The sequence below is a fragment of the Bacillus sp. S10(2024) genome (assembly GCF_050473865.1).
In the GTDB taxonomy this organism is placed as follows: domain Bacteria; phylum Bacillota; class Bacilli; order Bacillales; family Bacillaceae_G; genus Bacillus_A.
The window spans coordinates 2247301-2269228 of the sequence record NZ_JBFLUR010000002.1; the positions used below are offsets into that span (position 1 = coordinate 2247301).

The following is a 21928-nucleotide window of genomic DNA, read 5'->3' on the forward strand; positions in this document are numbered from 1 at the left end:
CACTTACACCTCTTCCATATAACGTTTTATACTTTCCACATCTTTATCGCCGCGTCCTGATAAACAAATTACAAGCCCTTCATCACTTTTCATAGTAGGTGCTAGTTTCAGTGCATACGCCACAGCATGTGAACTTTCTAATGCTGGGATTATCCCCTCTTTCTTCGTTAACAACTGAAAAGCATGGAGCGCTTCTTCATCTGTTATGGAATGATACGATACACGGCCAATGTCTTTTAATAAGCTATGTTCCGGACCAACCCCCGGGTAATCAAGCCCTGCTGAAATCGAGTGCGCCTCTTGAATTTGTCCGTCTTCATTTTGCAAAATATACATCATCGATCCGTGCAGGACGCCGACGCTTCCTTTCGTTAATGTTGCGGCATGCTTTTCTGTATGGATTCCCTTTCCTGCTGCTTCTACGCCGTAAAGTGCAACTTCTTCATCTTGTACAAATGGATAAAACATTCCCATCGCATTACTGCCGCCGCCAATACAAGCTACAACTGCTTCCGGTAATTTTTCTTCTAGCGCTGCATATTGTTTCTTCGTTTCCTTGCCAATCACACTTTGGAAATCACGTACCATTTGCGGAAACGGATGCGGTCCAAGAACAGATCCCATCACATAGTGCGTATCATGTACATGTGCAACCCAGTAGCGAAGCGCCTCGTTTACTGCATCTTTTAGCGTTCCGCTTCCTGCTGCAACACTTTCCACTTTTGCGCCTAACAGTTCCATTCGAAAGACATTTAATTTTTGACGCTTCACATCCTCTTCTCCCATGAAAATGACGCACTCTAAGCCAAGCAAGGCACATACAGTTGCTGTTGCGACTCCATGCTGCCCAGCCCCGGTTTCTGCTACTACCTTTTTCTTACCCATTCGCACTGCAAGGAGTGCTTGCCCAATTGTGTTGTTAATTTTATGAGCACCTGTATGGTTTAAATCTTCGCGCTTTAAATAAATTTTTGCTCCGCCGCAATACTTCGTTAGATTTTCCGCAAAATAAAGAGGTGTTTGTCTGCCGACATACGTTTGTAAATAATGTTGTAACTGCTTTTGAAATGATTCATCTTGCATTGCTTCTTTATATGCTTCTTCTAATTCTAAAACAGACTGCATTAACGTTTCTGGAACATAACGCCCTCCGTATATACCGTAATGACCTTTTTCATTTGGATAGACATATTGCATAGTTAACACTCCTTCGCTTTTTTTATAAATTGTTTTATTTTCTCAATATCTTTTTTGCCATTTGTTTCTACACCGCTGCTCACATCAACCATATACGGCTGAACCATTTCAATCGCTTCTGTTATATTCTCAAGATTTAATCCGCCGGCTAATATGATTTTTTTTCCAATCGGATTTGACTGCAATAACTCCCATGAAAATGTTTTTCCGTTTCCGCCATGAAATTCTTCTTTCGGACTATCAAATAGTATAAAATCAGTTTCATATTCCTTTGCTCGTTCTATATCTTCACACGAGCTTACACCGACTGCCTTTATAGACGAAATATTCAATCTTCTAATATGATAGTTTTGTTCATCCCCATGCAGTTGTACATGTGTTAAACCACAATGCTTTGCAATATTCTGTATTACTTCAATTGGCTCATTTACGAAAACGCCAACTTTCATTACATTCTCAGGGAGCTCTTCAATGATTTGTTTTGCCCCATCCGGCATAATTTCCCGCTTACTTTTTGCAAATACAAAGCCAATGGCATCTGCCCCGTATTCACAAGCGATTTTTGCCGCTCTTATATCGGTAATCCCGCAAATCTTTACTTTCATTTCGATACCTGCAGCACTTGAAAAAAGTCTCCGACAGACGGTGCAGTCATGAATGCTTCTCCGACAAGAATTCCTTTTGCCCCGGCTTGCTTAGCACAAATCATATCTTCTTTCTTATGAATACCGCTTTCGCTAATCCAAAGGACGTTTTGTTCATTTAACCGTTTCCCAAGCTGTTCCGTTGTTCTTAAATCCACTTCGAATGTTTTCAAGTTTCGATTGTTTACTCCAATGACATCAGGATTTAGCTCTAACGCTATTTCTAGCTCCTCTTCGTTATGAATCTCAACAATCACTTCTAAGCCGATTTCTTTTGCATACGTATATAGCTCAAATAACTGTTCTTTTGTTAATGCAGCAACAATCAGTAAAATGAGATTAGCCCCTGCTTCATACGCTCGGTCAATTTGGATTCGATCAATCATAAAATCTTTACATAAAAGCGGTACATTCACGTGATTTCTTGCCGTTTCTAAATCGTGAAACGAGCCCTTAAAAAATTGACTATCTGTTAAAACAGAAATTGCTCCTGCACCATTTGTTTCATAGAGCTCTGCTTGTTTTGCGATATCAACATGTAAGCTAAGATCCCCTTTAGATGGTGAAGCACGTTTTATTTCTGCAATTATAGTAAATTTCCCTAATGCTTCTACGAGAGAATATGATGTACGGTTTTTCTTTTTAGGGGTATACGTTTCATATAACACTGCTACTTCTTTCTTTTTTTGTTCAATAATTTTCGTTAAAATTGTTTCCATTTAGTTCACCCTCTCTAGCTTTTTGTTACTTTCAACAATTAATAAATTTAATTTCTCCAGCGCCTTTCCTGAATCAATACTACGAGCCGCTAAGCGAATACCATCTTCAATTGTCCTTGCTTTTCCGTTTGCAAAGAGGGCAAGCCCGCTATTTAATAACACTGTATCACGGTATACGCTATCTTCTCCGCGCAGCACATGTAATGTAATACTGGCATTTCCCTTTGCATCTCCGCCTCGAATCGCTTCATTTTTCACACATGAAAATCCATACTCTTCTGGAGAAATACTCATTTCAATAATGTTGTTATCTTTTAAAATTGCTACGTGATTCTCTCCTTGCAAAGATGCTTCATCTAAAAACCCACTGCCATTTACAACAATTGCTCTTTTTCTACCAAGCTTTTGCAAGACTTCTGCCACTGGAAGTAACATCTCCCGTTTGTAAATCCCGACGAACTGTGTTTCTAAATGAATGGGATTGGTAAGCGGTCCGATTAAATTAAAGATTGTTGGAACATTTAATTCTTTTCTTACTTTCATAATGCGGCGCAGTGCTGGATGCATTGCTGGCGCAAACAGAAAGGCAATTCCAACGTTCTCTAGCAAATAATCAATGTGCTTTGGCGAACATGCAATGTTCACACCGAGTTCTTCTAATAAATCCGCACTTCCTGTTTTACTAGAAACGGCACGGTTACCATGTTTCGCAACCTTTACACCTGCACCAGCAAGTACGAAAGCTGATGTTGTACTCACATTAAATGTTTGCGCTCCGTCCCCTCCTGTTCCGCAATTGTCCATCGCATTTGCAATATGATTGGAAAACGGCAATGCTTTTTCATGAAGGGCGCGAACAAGGCCGTATATTTCATCTGCCGTTTCCCCCTTTGCCTTTAACAATGCTAAAAAGGCTGCAATTTCACTTTCTAAAATATTTTCGCTTAATAAGCTAATACCCGCTTCATACATTTCCTGTTCCGTTAAATCTTGTCCTTCTATTAATTTTCGAAGATAGCCATTCATACTCTCTCCCCCTCGTTAATGCGGGATAAAAATGCCTGTATTAATTTATCGCCTTCTTCAGTTGCGATGGATTCTGGATGAAACTGTAATCCGAAAAGCGGATAGTAATGATGACAAATTGCCATGATTTCTCCGTCATCCATCGCTGTCGCTAATACATCAAAGCAACTCGGAAGATTGTGCTGCCTTGCTACGAGTGAATGATAACGCATCGCTGTCAGCGGTTGCTTTACATATGAGAATATTGATGTGCCATTATGTTTTACAAGCGACGTTTTCCCATGTTTGATCTGTTCTGCCCGCACAACTTCTCCGCCAAAAGCAGTAACAATCGCTTGGTGACCTAGACAAATGCCGAGAATCGGAACTGTTTGATAAAAATGCCCAATCACATTCATACAAATCCCTGCATCTTCCGGCCTTCCAGGCCCTGGCGAAAGAATAATTGCTTTTGGCTTCATGTCCGCTAGTTCCTCAATTGTCACTTCATCGTTACGCACGACAACAATCTGCTTTGTGTGATGGCCTAACAATTGATACAAGTTATATGTGAATGAATCATAGTTATCAATTAAGACAATCATTTCATTACCTCCAAGAGAGCTTTTGCTTTATTTAGCGTTTCTTCATATTCAGCCGCTGGACTTGAATCATACACGACACCAGCGCCCGCCTGTACATATGCTTTCTCGTCTTTTACAACCATCGTTCGGATCGCAAGTGCCATATCCATATTGCCTGAAAATGAAATATACCCAACAGCTCCAGCGTACACATTTCGTTTTTCTGTTTCTAATTCGTTTATAATTTCCATTGCTCTAATTTTAGGAGCTCCTGATACAGTGCCTGCTGGTAAGCAATGTGCTAATGCATCAAAACAATCCGTATTTTTTCGCAATGTTCCGGAAACTTCAGATACAATATGCATGACATGCGAATATTTCTCGATTTTCATATATTTATCTAGTTGAACGGAACCAATCTCACTCACACGTCCTATATCATTTCTTCCTAAATCAACAAGCATCATATGCTCCGCTCGTTCCTTCTCGTTTGCAAGCAACTCCTTCGCAATTTGTTCATCCTCTTCTTTTGTGTTTCCACGCAGCCTTGTTCCGGCAATTGGATTTGTCATCACCTTTTCCTCTCGTACAGAAAGTAGGCTTTCTGGTGAAGAACCAAGTACGACGTAATCTTGAAAATCAATATAAAACATATAAGGAGATGGATTCGCTGTGCGAAGACGACGATATAACGCAAATGGATCTCCTGTAAAATCACTTTGCAGACGCTGTGATAACACAACTTGAAAGATATCCCCTGCCCGAATATATTCCTTTGCCTGTTCAACCATTTTGTAAAACCTTTCTTCTGTTACAGAAGATGTAAATGATAAGGAAGCACCTATATCCTTCACCTGTTCCTCTGATTTCCACAGCAATTTTTGTTTATATGTTTGCAGCTGTTCATACACCTCTTCATACGAATCTGTATCGCCGCTGCGATAGACATATACAAATGATAGTTTTTGCCTTACATGATCGTATACAACGAACATGCGGTAAAGTAGCACATGGACTTCTGGAATATTTAAAGGGTCAGCGAGCATCTCTCCAATATCTTCATATTGCCGAATTACATCATACCCAATATAACCAACCGCTCCTCCGCAAAATGGGAACGGACTCTCAATTTCCTCTAATGTCAGAACACTTTCTAGCTCTGTTAATACATTTCCGTTTACCTTTTCCGTCGCACCATTTATCGTAATTTTTACTTCCTTGCCAATACTTTTGATTTCTCCGTAAGGATTACATCCTAAATAGGAATAACGTCCTTTATCTTGATGAAGCTGCGAGCTTTCGAGTAGAAATTTTTTCTCACCTTTTATCCGGCGATATAACGCAATCGGTGTTAAGCTATCGCCTTCTTCTTCCTGAATAACAAGAAAGGTTTTCCCTTGTTGTTTTCCCATCATAAATTGTTCTTTCGTTATCATCACTGTCACCTCTCTATGCAAAATAAAAAAGTCCCCTGCATATGGAAATATGCAGAGGACGATAAATATACCGCGGTACCACCTCTTGTTGGATGCAAAGCATCCCGCTTTTTCAGGTACAATCTTATACCCAATCCTTGTAACGGCGGAACCCGGGTTGCCTACTTACAGTTCAGCATACCTCTCGTAAGCCCATTCCGCATATGGCACCGCACCGGGCTCTCACCTATCCCCGGCTCTCTGGAACGTCTCCAATATACGTACTCTTCTTACTCATCGATTTATCCTATTCATTTTTTTGTATACAAAAAGGGAGTACTCATCCTATAAAAAGGACGGGTACTCCCGTGGTGCCACCTTAATTCGTTACAAAAGTAACGCACTTTTCCGTATCGAAATACAATACGTGTCTCTTGTAACGATGAGATCTTTTCGCCAAAGCCTACTTCTATCGTTTCGGTTTGGAAGCTCCGAAGCCCATTCCATATTACTTTCATACTGATTCGCACCAACCATCAGCTCTCTGACATGTCCATAATATGTACTCTTCTTCATCAACGCTTGCGTTTTTAAATTTGAAATCATTATATGCTTTTCTTTTTTTGGAAGTCAATACTTTTAAAAAAATATTTTTCATGTACAACTTAAATATTATATTGACAAAATAACTCATTTTTATGTAAAAATAATAAATACTCTATAAAAATAGCTATACACCAACAAAAAACTTTATATTAGTAAAATAATATATCTTCTAAATACACTTATATTTCTGAAAATTCATATTTAGAGGATAGATTTTTACACATAATCATGTTAGATTATAATATGTAACTCATCAAAAGATACTACTTAGGAAAGGGGACTAACATGAACACACAGATTTTAATTTCTATTTCGATCTATATGATCGGGATGTTAGTGATTGGCTACATCGCCTACAAACGAACATCAAATTTAACAGACTATATGCTTGGCGGGCGTACATTAGGCCCCGCAGTAACAGCACTTAGTGCAGGCGCTGCTGATATGAGCGGCTGGCTATTAATGGGATTACCCGGTGCGATGTTTGCAACAGGTCTGAGCAGCAGTTGGATTGCGATCGGTTTAACACTCGGCGCTTATGCAAACTGGCTATACGTCGCTCCTCGCTTACGTACCTACTCTGAACTTGCAAACAACTCAATTACAATTCCAGAATTTTTAGAACATCGCTTCCATGATAAATCTCATATGCTACGCCTTGTTTCCGGACTTGTTATTATGATTTTCTTTACATTTTATGTAGCTTCGGGATTAGTTTCAGGTGCTGTTCTATTTCGTAATACATTTGGAATGGACTATCATACAGGACTTTTCATCGTTGCAGCTGTTGTTGTAGCATATACGTTATTTGGTGGTTTCTTAGCTGTAAGTTGGACAGACTTCGTACAAGGAATTATTATGGTCGTTGCACTCGTTTTAGTTCCAGTCGTAACAATTATGCATGTAAATGGTCTTGGATCAGCATTTCATACGATTCAATCTGTCGATCCAACACTATTAAATATTTTTAAAGGTACTTCTGTACTCGGCATTATTTCATTATTTGCCTGGGGTCTTGGGTATGTTGGACAACCTCATATTATCGTACGCTTTATGGCTATTTCATCTGTAAAAGAATTAAAAAGTGCTCGCCGCATCGGAATGAGCTGGATGATTTTCTCTATTGTTGGCGCAATGTTTACTGGACTCATTGGAATTGCTTATTATGCTGACAGAGGTATGAAATTAGCAGATCCAGAAACGATTTTCCTTGAGCTTGGAAACATTCTATTCCATCCGCTCATTACTGGATTTTTATTAGCTGCCATTTTAGCGGCAATTATGAGTACCATTTCTTCTCAGCTTCTTGTTACATCAAGTGCTGTAACAGAAGATTTATACCGAACATTTTTCCGCCGCTCGGCAACGGACCGCGAACTTGTTTTTGTAGGACGTATGGCCGTTCTGGTCATTGCTCTAATATCAAGCGGACTTGCCTTTAAACAAAATGACACAATTCTAGCACTTGTTGGTTACGCTTGGGCAGGTTTCGGTTCTTCATTTGGACCAGTTATTTTATTAAGCTTGTACTGGAAACGAATGACGAAATGGGGCGCTCTTGCTGGGATGATCGCTGGTGCAACAACTGTTATTACGTGGACACAATTTAAGTTTTTAAAAGATATGCTATATGAAATGATTCCTGGTTTTGCTGTGAGTTTACTCGTTATTATTATTGTAAGTCTATTAACAAAACCATCAGAAAAAGTTCAAAAAGAATTTGACGAATTTGAAAAAATAGCTTCTTAATAAAAAACAATCCCTGCTTCTGTACAATAGGAGCGGGGATTGTTTTTTTTATTAATCCATTTTGATTTTTCAACATGCAAATCACTGCTATGCAGAACAAACAGTGACCGCTTCTCTGCATGGCCAGGTGCTCTTGCCCACCTGAAAAGAAAAGGGGTTTTCATGTCATTTTTTCAATTTGTATTTACATATTATTGTACTGAATTTTCTGTAAATTAACAAATTCTTTATATTACCTTAAATTATTTCTAACATTCTTTGTATATAGTATAACTAAGAACATTATTAGAAGGAGGACACCTTATATGCAATCACCATTTCATTCCCAAAAACACCTTATCTCTTCTTCATATGCTGCAATGCAAACTAATCTGCCTCATACTACCATTATTCCTTCTATTGTGCCGGTCATCGGTGTACAACTGCAGAAAGCTAAGTTAAAACTAAAAACTGGGCAACGTGCAGAACTTACTGCTGCTGTCCTTCCTTCACAGGCGAGTAACCAAGATATCATTTGGACGTGCATGAACCCCCATATTATAGAGATTCATACCGAAAAACAGAAAGCAACTGTAATAGGAAAACAAGCCGGACGAGCTACTATTGTTGTCACAACCGCAGAAGGAAAATTCCGCGATCTATGTACTGTCCACGTTCAGCCCTATATCATCAAACCGAAATGAAATGTAACTAGCCACCAGTACTTTACCGGTGGCTAGTTGAGTGCATACTTTAATTGTCCGAAACAACTACGTCTCTTGCGTATATATCATGCCTTCTACCGATTCTTTATACGGGCGCTTTTGTTGCTGTAATAAAAAGATACACACACCACATAATACAAGAATACTTCCGACCACTTGCATAGCATTTAATTTTTCGCCAAGTAAAAAGAAAGCAAGGATCATCGCACCAACAGGCTCACCTAAAATACTCATAGAAATGGTTGTTGCATTTACGTAATTCAATAACCAATTATTAATCATTTGAGATACAGTCGGTACAGTTGCAAGTAAGAAAAATACAGCCCAGTCCCATGATGAATACCCTGTAAATGGAATTTGCAACATCATGTTATATATACTTAAAAATAAAGCTGCAAATGTAAAGACAGTAAAACTATAAATCCAATGCGAGACTTTTTTCACTGTCGTTTGCCCAATAAATAAATATCCAACCACCGCAATTACGCTCAAAAATGATAGTATATCCCCTAAGACCGCTTCTCTGCTCAGTCCTAAATCTCCCCATCCAATACACCCTACACCAACAATGGCAATTCCCATTGTTGCAAGTGAAATGAGTGTTGTTCTTTCTTTAAATAAGAAGAATCCTCCAATGAGGGATACGAGTGGCTGCAATGCTAAAATAATCGTAGAGCTGGCAACTGTTGTAAACTTTAACGATGCAAACCATAGAAGAAAATGCAGTGCTAAAAAGAAACCAGATCCAATTAAAAACCCCCAGTCCTTCTTCTGAATTCTCGTAAATTCCTCTCTTTTCTTCCAAACAATCGGAAACATAATAATCACAATAATCCATAAACGATACATACTTAAAATAGAAGATGGTGCTGTAGACATTTTTACAAAAATAGCCGCAAATGAAATCGTAATAATCGAAATCGCTAGCGGCAGTGCTATTGATTTTTGCTGGTTCATATGCTGTCTCCTTATCTATATAAATCCACTTTGACTTTTCGACATATAAATTGCTGCCATGCAAGCACAAAAGGAGTCTGCTTATTGGCTACTTTTGTGTTCAAACCTTGTACGTGGCAGGAAAAGGACCTGACCGCTACTATATAGTCAATCCCTCTCGATCACTTAAAAAAATGCTTTTCTATCGGTTTTTCATAGAGTGACTGAGTAGTTACGTTTTTTCAATTTGTATTCATATAAGCAAAATTCTCATTTCATTATAGCCGTTTCTTTCAATACTGAATACTAATTTTTTAGATTCTTCGCATTCTTATGCTAAAATAAAGTTGTAGTAACTTTTTACTTAGGGGAGATTACACGATGACACAAACAATAGGCAAAATTGAAGAACTAACATTTTACAGCAAATCATTGCAAGAAGAACTAACGCTTCTCGTTTATTTACCAGCAAATTTCACGCCGCTTCATAAGCACACAATTGTTATTGCACAAGATGGAAGAGATTATTTTCAACTTGGAAAAGCACATCGCGTTATCGAGTCACTTCGCGAAACAGAGGAAATTGATCGCACAATTATTGTTGGGATCCCATATAAAGATGTACATGATCGCAAAGAAAAATATCATCCAAACGGCTCACAAAACGACCTGTACATTCGCTTTTTAGCTCATGAACTCGTTCCATATTTAGATGAGCAATACCCAACATATCAAATGGGAAAAGGACGCGTTTTAATTGGAGATTCTTTAGGCGGTACTGTTTCATTTATGACAGCACTTATGTATCCGCATACATTCGGAAAAGTAATTATGCAGTCGCCATTTGTGAATGAATCTGTACTAGAGCGTGCTAAAGTCTTTACGCAGCCGCACGCGTTAGATTTATATCACATCATCGGTACAGAAGAAACAGCCGTGAAAACGACAGATGGTAATATTTCTGACTTTGTAGCACCAAACCGTGAGTTGCATTCTCTTCTTACTGAAAGAGGATTTACAACTTATTATGAAGAGTTTCATGGCAATCACACATGGAAATATTGGCAAAAAAACTTACCGCATGCATTTTCTCAAATGCTAGCGCTGAAATAATATACAGTTTCATTCAGAATTATCTGATATAATAAAAAAAGAGTTCTTTTTTTCATACAAACATTTTACGTTCAGACAAGGGGAGGAATTTAGAGATGAAACTAGGTATTGTAATTTTTCCATCAAAAATGATTCAAGATAAAGCAAACGGTCTGCGTAAGCGTTATGATCCACATTATGCATTAGTTCCACCACACATTACATTAAAAGCACCTTTCGAAGTAGCTGATGAAAAATTAGAAACGATTGTGCAAGAGCTTCATACAATTGCAAATAAAACAAACACATTTACATTACATGTTGGAAAAGTGAGCTCATTTGCACCTGTAAATAATGTTATTTATTTTAAAGTAGAAAAAACTCCTGAATTAGCATTCCTAAACGAAGAAATGCATAGCGGTATATTCACACAAGATCGCGAATATGCTTTTGTACCGCACCTTACAATTGGACAACACTTATCAGACGCAGAGCATGCAGATGTTTTAGGTCGCTTAAAGATGAAAGATTTCTATTATGAGCAACCAATTGATCGTTTCCATTTACTATATCAACTAGAAAATGGAACATGGTCAGTACACGAAACATTCCATTTAGGAAAGGAGCAACAATAATTTGCAAATTATAGTCGTACAAAATGAAAAACAACTAGAAGATGCCTTTTCTGTTCGTAAACAAGTGTTTGTAGATGAACAAAAGGTTGCAGCCGAAGAAGAATACGACGAACATGATCACGCTGCAAAACATGTTGTATTATACGATCAAAACGTTCCAGTTGGCGCTGGACGCTTTCGCACCGTCGATGGTATTGGGAAAATGGAACGCATTTGTGTCTTATCATCTCACCGCCAAAAAGGCGCTGGCAAGATGATCATGGACGCATTAGAAGTTCTTGCGAAAGAAGAATCTCTTCCAAAGCTGAAACTTCATGCCCAAACACACGCTGAGCCGTTTTATCATAAGCTTGGATACGAAACAACTTCTGATGTATTTATGGAAGCTGATATCCCGCATGTTGTCATGATAAAAAATCTATAAAGTGAAACTAAAGTGGAAGCGCCTTGTTTGGCGCTTCTTTTTATATTTCTACTTCCTTTCGTAACGTACTTTTCTCTTTACTGCTGAATATATGATGGACCCGAAATCAAACTATTCTTGCGATAACAATACTAATTGCCAAGTTTATTTCATAATCATCAAATGGGAACAGAGTTTTGACATAAGGAGGAAACTCCTTTATGACTTCTAATAAGAAACCTGAACTGACAGGACGTATCGTTGTACCAGGTGACATAGAATACCATGCAGAAAATATTTTCAAATTCCCTCAAAGCATTCCACCCGCCAACTAATAAACAATCTTTTCTTTACACAAGCACTCATTTTCTCTCTTTGTTTTAACTCCGCAGCAGGAAAAGAGGCTGCCTGCTTCTACGCACGGCCAGTCCCTCTCTTCCCTCTAAAAAAAGAGAGTTTTAATAGGTTTCTCAATCTGTATTTCTATCCTCCGCATTCAATCACATTACTGACCTACTTTTTTACATTGCCATTTCCCCTATCTTCCGCTAAAGTTATAAGTTGATGCTACTTATTGAAGGTGAAATTATGACTAAGGAAAATTTTTCGCAAAAATCATTAACCCATTCGAATATACCTCGCGCAATTTATCATATTCCGAAAACATCTACGGACTTAATTCATCAAAATGATGCGGATGTTACTTATTTTCGCGCTCTTGAAAAACAAGGAATATATTTAAATGAAAAGCAATTAGAAGCTGTTCGTCAAACTGAAGGGCCCGTTCTTACATTAGCTGGTGCCGGCAGCGGAAAAACATCTGTCTTAACAACACGCGTTGGCTATTTAGTCAATGTAAAAGGTGTTCACCCGCGCAACATATTGCTGCTTACCTTTACACAAAAAGCAGCGGAAGAAATTCGAAGCCGCGTAGCAACATTACCTGGTATGACACCCGCAGCGAGCCGATATCTTGTTGCTGGAACATTCCATTCTGTATTCTTAAAGTTACTTCGCAGCCAAGGATACAACCAACAAATTTTAGCAAATGAAAAACATAAACAAATTATTATAAAGAAAATTTTAAAAGAACTTCGATTAAAAGATGACTATGACGCGGAAAGTATGCTAGCAATGATTTCACTTGAAAAAAATAAATTAAATAGACCGAAAGATGTACAAGCTAAAACACCTGTGGAACGTGAATTTCAAGAAGTGTATCATCGCTATGAAGACGTAAAACAAAGTCATGGCTATTTAGACTTTGATGATATTTTACTTGAAACGTTCTATTTGCTAGAAAATAATGCCGCTTTATTAACGCAGCTGCAAGGTCGCTTTCAATATATTGAAGTGGATGAATTTCAAGATACATCATACGCTCAGTATGAAATTGTAAAATTATTAGCGGCGCCGCAAAACAACTTATTTATCGCAGGGGACGATGATCAAGCGATTTACGGCTGGCGCGGAGCTAGCCATCAAATTATTCTTTCTTTCCCAAAAGAATTTGATGATACAACCATTATTACTTTAAATACAAACTATCGCTCGAACCCATACATCGTTGGCCTTGGTAATGAAGTCATTAAGCTAAATCAAGAACGCTTTAACAAAGAACTGTACTCCGTTCGCGAAGAAGGCATACAGCCGTTTTATTCAAGACCAGCAACAACATTGGATGAAGCGAATCAAATATTGCAACTAATTCAAGATAAAGTGGCGAGTGGCCAGCGACGCTATACAGACTTTTGCTTATTATACCGGACACATTCTGTAAGCCGTTCCTTACTCGATCAGCTTACGATTCATAAAATACCGTTCGTCAAATACGGAGCAAGCCAATCATTTTATGAGCACTCCCTTATTAAACCGGTATTAGATCAACTACGGTTGGCCTTTGAACCATTTCGGTTAGAATCGCTCGCAAGCATTTTGCCAACGATGTATATCGGACGCGATGAATGTATATCATTTATTGAACGAGAACAATGGAAATACGGTGAAGGACGTTTCCCTTCCCTTTTACATTTTCTTTTACTCAATCCGAATTTAAAGTCGTTCCAAGTAAAGAAAATCAATGATCGTATTGATTTTCTGAAATTTATTAAAGAACTGGAACCGAAAAAAGCATTAAAAGAAATTATTAAAGGAAAAGGACAATACTTAGAATATCTGCAAAGCAATGACCGCTCTTCTTTCACAATGCAAAAAGAAATACAAGAGGAAATGCTTGAAGAGCTCATTGAATCCGCAAATCGTTTTTCCGACATTCCAGCTTATTTAGAATTTGTAAACGTAGCAATACAAAATCAAAAAGAAATGGAAGCATTAAAAACAAGAGTCCAGCAAGATGCTGTCTCGCTTATGTCAATTCATAATGCCAAAGGTCTTGAATTTCCATGCGTTTTCTTACTCGGTGCAAGCGATGGAATATTGCCGCATTCCTCATCATTAAAAGATGCAAACGACCGTGTCACTGATACCTCCGAAGCATTAGAAGAAGAAAGACGCTTAGCATACGTAGCAATTACACGAGCAAAAGAAGAATTATACATTTCTTCTCCGCAGTTTTTTAGAGGAAAAAAACTTGATGTTTCGAGATTTTTATTTTTGACGAGAGATGACCTACAAAAAACAAAATAACATATGACGTAAAGATTTCTAAAATAAAACAAAAAATACCCTGTTTTTTCTTACCCAAAGGATAAAACAGGGTATTTTTTGTTCAAAAGCAGACTCATTATTTACATGTTTCATTATTTATTAATACCTATTTTTCTTTCCACCACAGTTACAACCTTTTTTCTTCACATATCCTTGCTGTTCTAGTTGCTGCCCTTGTTGTTGCTCTTCTTGCTGCCCTTGTTGCTGTTGCTGCATTTGATACCAATATTGAAGATTATTATATGGATTTGGTTGCTGATACTTCGCCATGGCAAACATCTCCTCTATTTTTTAACACTCTCTTTACTATATGAACAACCTTTCTGTTTCGTTCCTTCATTTCTCACTCATTCAGCCATCGAATTACAATCGTTTCAATTATCGCTGCAACCCCAGCAACTGCTAATAATAAAATAATGGGCTCTGCTACTTTCGGAATCCATTCATAACATAAAAGTAATAGAGCGCTCACCCATATCCCTGTACACCAATAACAACTTAACAATTCCCCAAAAAATTTACGTAAACCCGCTTCTTTTATTTTCATATACGTTGAAACCGAACCATCCTCTTCTGTAATCTGTATTTCTTCAATAAAAGGCGCACGTATAAAAGATGTAATTTTATCAAAGACCAAAAGGCGTGTTAAACGAAATACTGCACATGAAAAAATAAAAAACATAAGCCAACTCTCAAAAAACAAGTTCCTCATCTCCTTTTCTTTCCAGCTAAATACAGGCTTATCCTTTTAAAAAAACAACTTGAGAGCAGTAACCGATTTACCTCGCATTCAATATTCTATTAGTGTAATCAAAACTTATGATAAGGAGTGAAAAGAATGGGTAACAATGATGATAAAAAGAGTATGCACATCAATTGCGTATGTGATGTTGTAAACTTCATCAATGAATTACAAGATTGCGCAACAAGCACATGCCCGACAGGATGCGATGTTCCATTCCTTGGTGCACATCAAGGCTCTAGACTCGCTAATACACGCCCATTTATCTTATTTACTAGTGAAGGAGATCCATTCAAAGTATTTATTCCTTCCGCTAATACTACAGATTGTACTACGTTGGTCCTTCGCGTAGAAAGTGTAGACGATTGCTGTGCAGTATTACGTGGATTAGAAGTACAAAACGTACCACCTGATCAAAATCCAATTTGTTTCTTCTTAAATAACCCTAATGCTACACTACAAGCAACAAATTCTGTTGTAACTGTTGATCTAAATTGTTTCTGTGCAATTCAATGCTTACGTGATGTACACGTTGCAGGCGTATAATGTGTAAACAAAAAAACTATTGAGGTGGTAGGAATCCTACCACCTTTTCGACATTATAGTCCCGTCATGCGAATCGATACTACCTCTTCTATGCTTAGAGGAAAATTCCCAATATGGCTTGGTATCACCATTTGCAGCACTCCATTTTCATAAGAAGTAATAACCCCTACATAAGAAGCTTTTTCTGTTTTCACAATACATTTTACATTTGGTATATAATGAGGTTGATTTAACAAGAAATAAATTTTTTCCTCGTTATTCATATCTTTAAACGATTTATTCTGCCATGCGCTACTTGAAGATTCTACAAATGATTCCTTATCTTGCTCTAGACTCTCTTCTTCCGTTGGATCTATTTGCACATTATGTTGATCAGCCACATGCATTTCTTCTACACCCCCTTGAGTTTGTTTTCTCTTTTCCATATCTTCTGTTTCACTTTCCTTTACTTCAGCAGTTCGTTCTATTTGTTTCACAATCACACTTTGCTGCATATGGCGCTGGAGTTTATATAAATCTAAATGATGAATATATAATAACGGTTGATTTTCTATTTTCTTTATTTGTTTCCCCACCATCTCCATCCCCCTTTTTACTAAAATATACGTTATTACAGTTATATTCATACAGAACGGAGAAGTTTCGTTAAAAATCACTTCTTTCTCTATGTATATAAGGCATTTTCCCCATTCCCTTAAAACTAGAAGCTGGTCTATAACCATTCTTCACTTCTCTCCATTAAATAAATTTAGAATGTACGAAGCAATAAAACTATGTTTCCTTGTATTATTTTCTATCTGTGTTTTAGCCCTTGCATGTGACAGGGGAAAGATTCCTTTTCTCTATCAAGAAATCTCCCATTTAGAGAGATAACCCAGTACCAATCTCTCTTATAATTCATAAAATGTATGGAATTGACTATTTTATTAAACAAATAAGGAGGATTCAATTTGGGTAATTCGAATAATAACAAATGCATACCGTTTCAATGTGCATTTCCTATACCAGAACCTGGACCGACTGGACCGACTGGGCCGACTGGACCGACTGGACCTGGACCTATTGGGCCGACCGGGCCAACTGGACCGACTGGGCCGACTGGGCCGACTGGACCGACTGGGCCGACTGGACCGACTGGACCGACTGGACCAACTGGACCAACTGGACCGACTGGACCGACTGGACCGACTGGGCCGACTGGGCCAACTGGGCCAACTGGACCGACTGGACCGACTGGACCGACTGGGCCGACTGGACCGACTGGACCAACTGGACCAACTGGGCCAACTGGACCAACTGGACCGACTGGGCCGACTGGACCGACTGGACCAACTGGACCAACTGGGCCAACTGGACCAACTGGGCCGACTGGGCCGACTGGACCGACTGGGCCGACTGGTGAAACTGGGCCAACTGGACCGACTGGGCCAACTGGGCCAACTGGGCCGACTGGGCCAACTGGGCCAACTGGACCGACTGGGCCAACTGGACCGACTGGGCCAACTGGACCGACTGGGCCAACTGGACCGACTGGGCCAACTGGACCGACTGGGCCGACTGGTGAAACTGGGCCAACTGGACCGACTGGGCCAACTGGGCCGACTGGGCCAACTGGGCCGACTGGGCCAACTGGGCCGACTGGGCCAACTGGACCGACTGGGCCAACTGGACCAACTGGACCGACTGGACCGACTGGGCCAACTGGACCGACTGGGCCGACTGGGCCAACTGGGCCGACTGGGCCGACTGGGCCGACTGGGCCGACTGGTGAAACTGGGCCAACTGGACCGACTGGGCCAACTGGACCGACTGGGCCAACTGGGCCAACTGGACCGACTGGGCCAACTGGGCCAACTGGACCGACTGGGCCGACTGGGCCGACTGGACCGACTGGGCCGACTGGGCCGACTGGACCTGCTTCTATCATTCCATTCGCATCAGGTGGTCCCGCTGTGCTGACTACTCTTGCTGGTGGATTGCTAGGTACTGGAAGTCTAATTGGATTTGGATCTTTTGTTCCTGGTGTAGGTATTTTAGGTGCCGATCCAAATACTAGCCTAACTCTACCACTTGTAGGGATAGCCAATGAAGCATTTGTCGTTCCACGTAATGGAACAATCACATCAGTCTATGCACACCTTTCTGCTATAGCAATTGTCAACCTTGGTACTAGTGCAACAGTTCGAGCTCAAGTATATAGAAATACAAACCCTAACGACAACACCTTTGATGCAATCCCTTCTACTCTTGTCACTTTAAATCCAAACATCACAGGACCAATTGGGACTTTCCAAAACCTCTTTAATTCTCTTACTGGATTAACTGCATCTGTAAACGCTGGCGATCGTTTATTAATGGTGTTTACTGTAACTTCAGTCAGTACGTTAGGTCTTGTTACGACTGTGACAGGTTATGCAAGTGCTGGCATTACAATTGACTACTAAAGCTATAACGCCTCAACAACAAAAGCAGGCTGTGGAAAATCCTTCTCCGCAGCCTGCTTTTATTTTTAAACCTTTTCTACCTTTCAATACTAATCATGAGCATTATAATGAGGATGTAACAGGATAAACGCTCATTTCACAATATTAAGGAAGCATGAAATAAATTATATATACACTTTAATTTTCCGACACATAATTCAATGCCATGCAAAAGACAATATGCTTTCTCCCTTTGTTTTAGACCTCCCCTGTAGTTAAATTGTTAACAACCACTGTCTCCACATTGTTTTCCAACAATGTGGAGATAATATGTGAACCAATAAAGCCCGCTCCGCCTGCAACTAAAACTTTCAAATGGTTATCCTCCTTTTAATATTTCATGAATCATCTCTTTTAGTTGTTGAGCCCGTTGGGTAGTTGCATGCTTTTCTTGTACGAGTTCAAATCCATTCTTACTAATTTCTTCTCGTTCTTCGTCATGTGTCAAATAATAATTTGCCTTTTCCATAAAATTATTTTCATCTATTTCAACAAAATGCACCCCTGGCTTTAAACCTAAATCTAAAATCTCATCTGAACTTGGAGCAAGTAATAAAGTGTTACATGCTAATACTTCAAAGTATTTTAAAATTGTATATCCATATATTGAATTGCACGTGAAAAATAATTTCGCTCTATTTATTTCCTTTGCATAACTTTCGCGAACAAATACATTTTGAATTTCTTCATTATCAATATTTCTATAGCCCGGATGTCCATGATATATAAAATTTGCTTCATTTTGATAAGTTTCGAGGATTTTACATCTTAGTGGATAATAATACGGAATGACCGCTCCCATTAATAGCATATCAATATCTTTTTTTTGACCATAGTCCTTAAAGATTTCAGTATTAACATGATGAGGAAACCATTTGATTTTATCAGAAAAATCAGGATAAAACTTATGAAAAGCATCTCTATAACACGTAAATATATTTTCAACGTTTTCATGTTTTATTGCAGCATATGTTTTAGCTGGATTGTGATGTAAATCTTCTATATATATTCCATATGGAATTTTCAAATTACGAAGTCCCGTAATTTTTGGTGCATTCGCCTCTGTGTCAAATAAGTAGATTAATATAAAATCAGGTTTAAAATGAATAGTATTAAGAATATTAGAAATGTCACCATCTTCATTCCAAACAAATAAGTTTGTAATTTTTGAAAGTTCTTCTTGAAGATAAAAAGGTGCCGTATGAATCCACTTACTGTAGTTTCTAATAATTAACAATAGGTTGAACTTTTCCACTCACTCTCTCCACCTTATATCTATTTTTCATGTAGATTGCACTTTCTTCCATTAAAAATTGAGCGTTATACTTCTATTCCCAATGTAGACGATTTGTAATCCAATAAAATACAAGAGGATGCTTTTCTGAAATACTCGTTAGCAATTGTAATGCATTACTTTTTTGATTATTGAACCACATTATTTCAAAGCGCCAATTCACATATTTATATACTCGTATAGTTAACCATTCAGCTAATTGACTTTTATCTAAACCTAGCTCTAATGCATTAACATATAATTCTTCAAGATCTTCAATCGTTCCATAATCACCCTCAGTTGGCATGTTAAAACTTAAACTATTTTTATGGAAACGATACACACCGACATGATCTGCAATAAATCCAATATCACCAATTAACATTAATTTCAAATACAAAAATAGATCTTGGCATTCTGATTTTTCCATAAAGCAGCACATGCGAATAGCGTCTTCTCTTCTAAATACTGATGTTAATGTACTTGTTATATGAGGATAACTACCAGTTTCATAGTTTAAAAAGTAATCACTACCTTTTGTAATCGTAGGTATATCTTGTGTAATTGGTCTGCAGTCTCCTGAATCAACATCAAAAAAATGTAAATTCGCAAAAACAAGTGAGACATTAGGATTTTCTTCAAGCAACGCTACAGCCTTACTAATATAATTATTTTGCGTAAGATAATCATCGTGATTAATACACAATATATATTTACCATCTGCATGTTCATGAAGTAATTTTCGGCCGTTCATCCTCGAACCTAAATTCACTTCATTTCGAATATATCTAACTTTCGGATTCTCGTCATATCGTTTCATCATATCTTGTGTACCATCAATTGAACAATCATCAGCAACAATAATTTCTAAATTGGGATAATCTTGACGTAACACACTATCGACAGTTTCTTTTAAATACTCTTTCATATTGTAAGCTGCAATAATAACATTTACTTTTGGACAAGAATTGGCATAATTTATTACCTTATCTATTTGTTTATTACTATCTAAATTGCTCATAATCACAATCCCTCCCTAAACATTTTTTCTTACTGCCTCCTAATCCTTCTCCCATTCCAATTCAACTAGTTCCGGGATTGTTTTAATTATCATACAAATTTTTTCTACATCTCCAACTTGTAATTCACCGTATAACGGCAACACTAAAACTTTATTTGCTATTTCTTTCGCAATTGGTGTTTTCCCTGAATCATACTGATCTTTATAACAGATAAAATCACTTGTTAATGGCGAAAAATATTTCCTTGTAAATACGTTATACGACATTAAACGTTCATATAATTGATTACGATCTAGTCCATAGATCGCTTCATCAACCTCTATGGAAAAATACGAATAATTATATTGGACATTCTCCATTTCTTCTATAAAACGAATACCTGGAATGCTTTTTAATTGATTACGATACATACTTGTTATTTTTTTTCTTCTATTCATTTCTTCGTTTATATGTCGGAGATTCAAAATACCCATCGCCGCTTGAAATTCGTTCATTTTAGCATTTAAACCGACTAAGCTAACCTCTCCCGAACTTTTATACCCAAAATTTTTATACTGATTTAATGCTTCTGATAATGTTTCATCATGATAAGTAAGTATTCCACCTTCAATAGAATGAAAAACCTTTGTTGCATGCATACTAAACATAGATATATCGCCAAATACGCCAATTCCTTTTCCGTCTACTTTTACACCAAAAGCATGGGCTGCATCATATATAACCTTTAAATTATATTTTTTTGCTATTCTTTCAATTTCATAAACATCGCAAGGAATGCCAAAAACATGTACGGGTATAATTGCCGAAGTATGTTCAGTAATTAACGATTCAATTTTTGAAACATCTAAATTATAATCATGTTTATTTACATCACAAAATACTGGAATTAATCCATTCATGGAAATGGCGTGGGTTGTCGAGGCAAATGTAAAAGGTGTTGTAATCACCTCTCCTGTTAACTGCAAAGATTTAATTGCAACATCGAGCGCCATATGCCCATTTACAAATAGTGTATTCTTTTCAACACCCAAATATTTCCTTACTCCCATTTCGAATTGTTGATGTAGCAGTCCATTGTTTGTTAAATATCGATTTTCCCAAATTTGTTCTATTAAACGAGAAAACTCTTGAAATGGAGGAAGAAAAGGGGAAGTAACATAAATGGGTTTAGAGAACTTTTTAATTTCGATAATACTCAGCCTCCTTTCATAATTTGAACGTTCATTCATAATAGCTCTATGCTACCACTATTATCAATTCTCCCTTCTATACATATGTAATTTCGCTCTAATTCTACTTTAAGTAAAATATTTAGGTTTTCGGAATCATTTCATATACGATCATAAATTACCTTGTAATTATGGCACCCTCTTATCACACAACTACTAGCTCCTAAATACCGTTTTCAAAAAAAGTAATGTTGTTACAATTTATGTGAACTATACATGTTTTGCCACAACAAGGTCATGACTCATATATAGTCACTTACCATATCCCTTAATAAAT

Annotated in this window: 23 protein-coding genes and 2 other annotated features; of the genes, 8 read left to right on the plus strand and 15 right to left on the minus strand. The window is 37.9% G+C overall.

Going from position 1 to position 21928, the window contains the following annotated elements:
* Positions 1–3: 3 nt before the first annotated feature.
* The 6 genes from trpB to trpE are packed head-to-tail and all read right to left on the minus strand — an operon-like array spanning position 4 to position 5585.
* On the minus strand, positions 4–1197 hold the full coding sequence (trpB, locus tag AB1280_RS11575) for a tryptophan synthase subunit beta (RefSeq protein WP_429755882.1): 1194 nt from the start codon (positions 1195–1197) through the stop codon (positions 4–6).
* 2 nt (positions 1198–1199) lie between these two features.
* Positions 1200–1802, minus strand: coding sequence for a phosphoribosylanthranilate isomerase (locus AB1280_RS11580; protein ID WP_429755883.1), 603 nt, complete (start codon positions 1800–1802; stop codon positions 1200–1202).
* Positions 1799–2560: an indole-3-glycerol phosphate synthase TrpC gene (gene trpC, locus AB1280_RS11585; protein ID WP_429755884.1), complete on the minus strand. Its 762-nt coding sequence runs from the start codon at positions 2558–2560 to the stop codon at positions 1799–1801. The genes AB1280_RS11580 and trpC overlap by 4 nt, the downstream gene beginning before the upstream one ends.
* Positions 2561–3586: an anthranilate phosphoribosyltransferase gene (gene trpD / locus AB1280_RS11590; RefSeq protein ID WP_272187381.1), complete on the minus strand. Its 1026-nt coding sequence runs from the start codon at positions 3584–3586 to the stop codon at positions 2561–2563.
* On the minus strand, positions 3583–4170 hold the full coding sequence (locus AB1280_RS11595) for an anthranilate synthase component II (RefSeq protein WP_429755885.1): 588 nt from the start codon (positions 4168–4170) through the stop codon (positions 3583–3585). The genes trpD and AB1280_RS11595 overlap by 4 nt, the downstream gene beginning before the upstream one ends.
* Positions 4167–5585 (minus strand): anthranilate synthase component I, encoded by a 1419-nt coding sequence (gene trpE / locus AB1280_RS11600; protein WP_272187379.1) that lies wholly within the window; start codon positions 5583–5585, stop codon positions 4167–4169. The genes AB1280_RS11595 and trpE overlap by 4 nt, the downstream gene beginning before the upstream one ends.
* 51 nt (positions 5586–5636) lie before the next feature.
* Positions 5637–5871: a binding site (T-box leader), on the minus strand.
* A gap of 42 nt (positions 5872–5913) precedes the next feature.
* Positions 5914–6152 (minus strand) — a binding site (T-box leader).
* 303 nt (positions 6153–6455) lie between these two features.
* Between trpE and putP the strand changes: the two genes are divergently transcribed.
* Together putP and AB1280_RS11610 are read left to right on the plus strand one after the other, a co-directional pair.
* Positions 6456–7919, plus strand: a complete 1464-nt coding sequence (gene putP / locus AB1280_RS11605; protein WP_272187378.1) for a sodium/proline symporter PutP — start codon at positions 6456–6458, stop codon at positions 7917–7919.
* Positions 7920–8224: 305 nt separating this feature from the next.
* Positions 8225–8602, plus strand: a complete 378-nt coding sequence (locus AB1280_RS11610; RefSeq protein WP_272187377.1) for an Ig-like domain-containing protein — start codon at positions 8225–8227, stop codon at positions 8600–8602.
* Positions 8603–8668: 66 nt separating this feature from the next.
* Here the strand turns inward: AB1280_RS11610 and AB1280_RS11615 are convergent, their stop codons facing one another.
* Positions 8669–9580 carry a DMT family transporter gene (locus AB1280_RS11615; RefSeq protein WP_429755886.1) on the minus strand — a complete coding sequence of 304 codons (912 nt, stop codon included), beginning with the start codon at positions 9578–9580 and terminating at the stop codon, positions 8669–8671.
* A gap of 360 nt (positions 9581–9940) precedes the next feature.
* Between AB1280_RS11615 and AB1280_RS11620 the strand changes: the two genes are divergently transcribed.
* The 4 genes from AB1280_RS11620 (at position 9941) to AB1280_RS11635 (ending at position 14335) form a co-directional block, all read left to right on the plus strand.
* Positions 9941–10672, plus strand: coding sequence for an alpha/beta hydrolase (locus AB1280_RS11620; RefSeq protein WP_272187375.1), 732 nt, complete (start codon positions 9941–9943; stop codon positions 10670–10672).
* Positions 10673–10767: 95 nt separating this feature from the next.
* Positions 10768–11286 carry a YjcG family protein gene (locus AB1280_RS11625; protein WP_272187374.1) on the plus strand — a complete coding sequence of 173 codons (519 nt, stop codon included), beginning with the start codon at positions 10768–10770 and terminating at the stop codon, positions 11284–11286.
* A 1-nt stretch (position 11287) separates the two neighbouring features.
* Positions 11288–11710: a GNAT family N-acetyltransferase gene (locus AB1280_RS11630; RefSeq protein WP_272187372.1), complete on the plus strand. Its 423-nt coding sequence runs from the start codon at positions 11288–11290 to the stop codon at positions 11708–11710.
* Positions 11711–12277: 567 nt separating this feature from the next.
* Positions 12278–14335, plus strand: coding sequence for an ATP-dependent helicase (locus AB1280_RS11635; protein ID WP_272187371.1), 2058 nt, complete (start codon positions 12278–12280; stop codon positions 14333–14335).
* 120 nt (positions 14336–14455) lie between these two features.
* Here AB1280_RS11635 and AB1280_RS11640 read toward each other — a convergent pair whose 3' ends face one another.
* On the minus strand, positions 14456–14635 hold the full coding sequence (locus tag AB1280_RS11640; protein WP_429755887.1) for a cytochrome C oxidase subunit III: 180 nt from the start codon (positions 14633–14635) through the stop codon (positions 14456–14458).
* A gap of 64 nt (positions 14636–14699) precedes the next feature.
* The gene (locus AB1280_RS11645) at positions 14700–15059 is read right to left on the minus strand and encodes a DUF1360 domain-containing protein (protein WP_272187369.1); all 360 of its coding nucleotides are present in this window, start codon (positions 15057–15059) and stop codon (positions 14700–14702) included.
* Positions 15060–15194: 135 nt separating this feature from the next.
* On the opposite strand from AB1280_RS11645, the gene AB1280_RS11650 reads away from it, so the two are divergent.
* On the plus strand, positions 15195–15644 hold the full coding sequence (locus AB1280_RS11650; protein ID WP_272187368.1) for a CotY/CotZ family spore coat protein: 450 nt from the start codon (positions 15195–15197) through the stop codon (positions 15642–15644).
* A gap of 53 nt (positions 15645–15697) precedes the next feature.
* Here the strand turns inward: AB1280_RS11650 and AB1280_RS11655 are convergent, their stop codons facing one another.
* Together AB1280_RS11655 and AB1280_RS11660 are read right to left on the minus strand one after the other, a co-directional pair.
* Entirely contained in the window at positions 15698–16222 is a 525-nt protein-coding gene (locus AB1280_RS11655) for a CotO family spore coat protein (RefSeq protein ID WP_429755888.1), read from the minus strand.
* A gap of 407 nt (positions 16223–16629) precedes the next feature.
* The gene (locus AB1280_RS11660) at positions 16630–17571 is read right to left on the minus strand and encodes a hypothetical protein (RefSeq protein WP_429755889.1); all 942 of its coding nucleotides are present in this window, start codon (positions 17569–17571) and stop codon (positions 16630–16632) included.
* 25 nt (positions 17572–17596) lie between these two features.
* On the opposite strand from AB1280_RS11660, the gene AB1280_RS11665 reads away from it, so the two are divergent.
* Positions 17597–18088, plus strand: a complete 492-nt coding sequence (locus AB1280_RS11665) for an exosporium glycoprotein BclB-related protein (RefSeq protein WP_429755890.1) — start codon at positions 17597–17599, stop codon at positions 18086–18088.
* A gap of 237 nt (positions 18089–18325) precedes the next feature.
* On the opposite strand, the gene AB1280_RS11670 is transcribed toward AB1280_RS11665, so the two are convergent.
* From AB1280_RS11670 to AB1280_RS11685, 4 genes are all read right to left on the minus strand, one after another.
* Entirely contained in the window at positions 18326–18442 is a 117-nt protein-coding gene (locus AB1280_RS11670) for an NAD-dependent epimerase/dehydratase family protein (RefSeq protein WP_429755891.1), read from the minus strand.
* Positions 18443–18446: 4 nt separating this feature from the next.
* The gene (locus AB1280_RS11675) at positions 18447–19382 is read right to left on the minus strand and encodes a glycosyltransferase family protein (RefSeq protein WP_429755892.1); all 936 of its coding nucleotides are present in this window, start codon (positions 19380–19382) and stop codon (positions 18447–18449) included.
* 73 nt (positions 19383–19455) lie between these two features.
* Complete coding sequence (locus AB1280_RS11680) at positions 19456–20421, minus strand: glycosyltransferase family 2 protein (RefSeq protein WP_429755893.1); 966 nt, start codon at positions 20419–20421, stop codon at positions 19456–19458.
* A gap of 39 nt (positions 20422–20460) precedes the next feature.
* Entirely contained in the window at positions 20461–21651 is a 1191-nt protein-coding gene (locus AB1280_RS11685; RefSeq protein WP_429755894.1) for a DegT/DnrJ/EryC1/StrS family aminotransferase, read from the minus strand.
* Between the last annotated feature and the right edge of the window lie 277 nt (positions 21652–21928).

Excerpts from the sequence above, each read along its gene's own strand:
- trpB (WP_429755882.1), bottom strand. The coding sequence starts at position 1,197 with ATGCAATATGTCTATCCAAATGAAAAAGGTCATTACGGTATATACGGA.
- AB1280_RS11580 (WP_429755883.1), bottom strand. The coding sequence starts at position 1,802 with ATGAAAGTAAAGATTTGCGGGATTACCGATATAAGAGCGGCAAAAATC.
- trpC (WP_429755884.1), bottom strand. The coding sequence starts at position 2,560 with ATGGAAACAATTTTAACGAAAATTATTGAACAAAAAAAGAAAGAAGTA.
- trpD (WP_272187381.1), bottom strand. The coding sequence starts at position 3,586 with ATGAATGGCTATCTTCGAAAATTAATAGAAGGACAAGATTTAACGGAA.
- AB1280_RS11595 (WP_429755885.1), bottom strand. The coding sequence starts at position 4,170 with ATGATTGTCTTAATTGATAACTATGATTCATTCACATATAACTTGTAT.
- trpE (WP_272187379.1), bottom strand. The coding sequence starts at position 5,585 with ATGATAACGAAAGAACAATTTATGATGGGAAAACAACAAGGGAAAACC.
- putP (WP_272187378.1), top strand. The coding sequence starts at position 6,456 with ATGAACACACAGATTTTAATTTCTATTTCGATCTATATGATCGGGATG.
- AB1280_RS11610 (WP_272187377.1), top strand. The coding sequence starts at position 8,225 with ATGCAATCACCATTTCATTCCCAAAAACACCTTATCTCTTCTTCATAT.
- AB1280_RS11615 (WP_429755886.1), bottom strand. The coding sequence starts at position 9,580 with ATGAACCAGCAAAAATCAATAGCACTGCCGCTAGCGATTTCGATTATT.
- AB1280_RS11620 (WP_272187375.1), top strand. The coding sequence starts at position 9,941 with ATGACACAAACAATAGGCAAAATTGAAGAACTAACATTTTACAGCAAA.
- AB1280_RS11625 (WP_272187374.1), top strand. The coding sequence starts at position 10,768 with ATGAAACTAGGTATTGTAATTTTTCCATCAAAAATGATTCAAGATAAA.
- AB1280_RS11635 (WP_272187371.1), top strand. The coding sequence starts at position 12,278 with ATGACTAAGGAAAATTTTTCGCAAAAATCATTAACCCATTCGAATATA.
- AB1280_RS11640 (WP_429755887.1), bottom strand. The coding sequence starts at position 14,635 with ATGTTTGCCATGGCGAAGTATCAGCAACCAAATCCATATAATAATCTT.
- AB1280_RS11650 (WP_272187368.1), top strand. The coding sequence starts at position 15,195 with ATGGGTAACAATGATGATAAAAAGAGTATGCACATCAATTGCGTATGT.
- AB1280_RS11655 (WP_429755888.1), bottom strand. The coding sequence starts at position 16,222 with ATGGTGGGGAAACAAATAAAGAAAATAGAAAATCAACCGTTATTATAT.
- AB1280_RS11660 (WP_429755889.1), bottom strand. The coding sequence starts at position 17,571 with ATGATAGAAGCAGGTCCAGTCGGCCCAGTCGGCCCAGTCGGTCCAGTC.
- AB1280_RS11680 (WP_429755893.1), bottom strand. The coding sequence starts at position 20,421 with ATGAGCAATTTAGATAGTAATAAACAAATAGATAAGGTAATAAATTAT.
- AB1280_RS11685 (WP_429755894.1), bottom strand. The coding sequence starts at position 21,651 with ATGAATGAACGTTCAAATTATGAAAGGAGGCTGAGTATTATCGAAATT.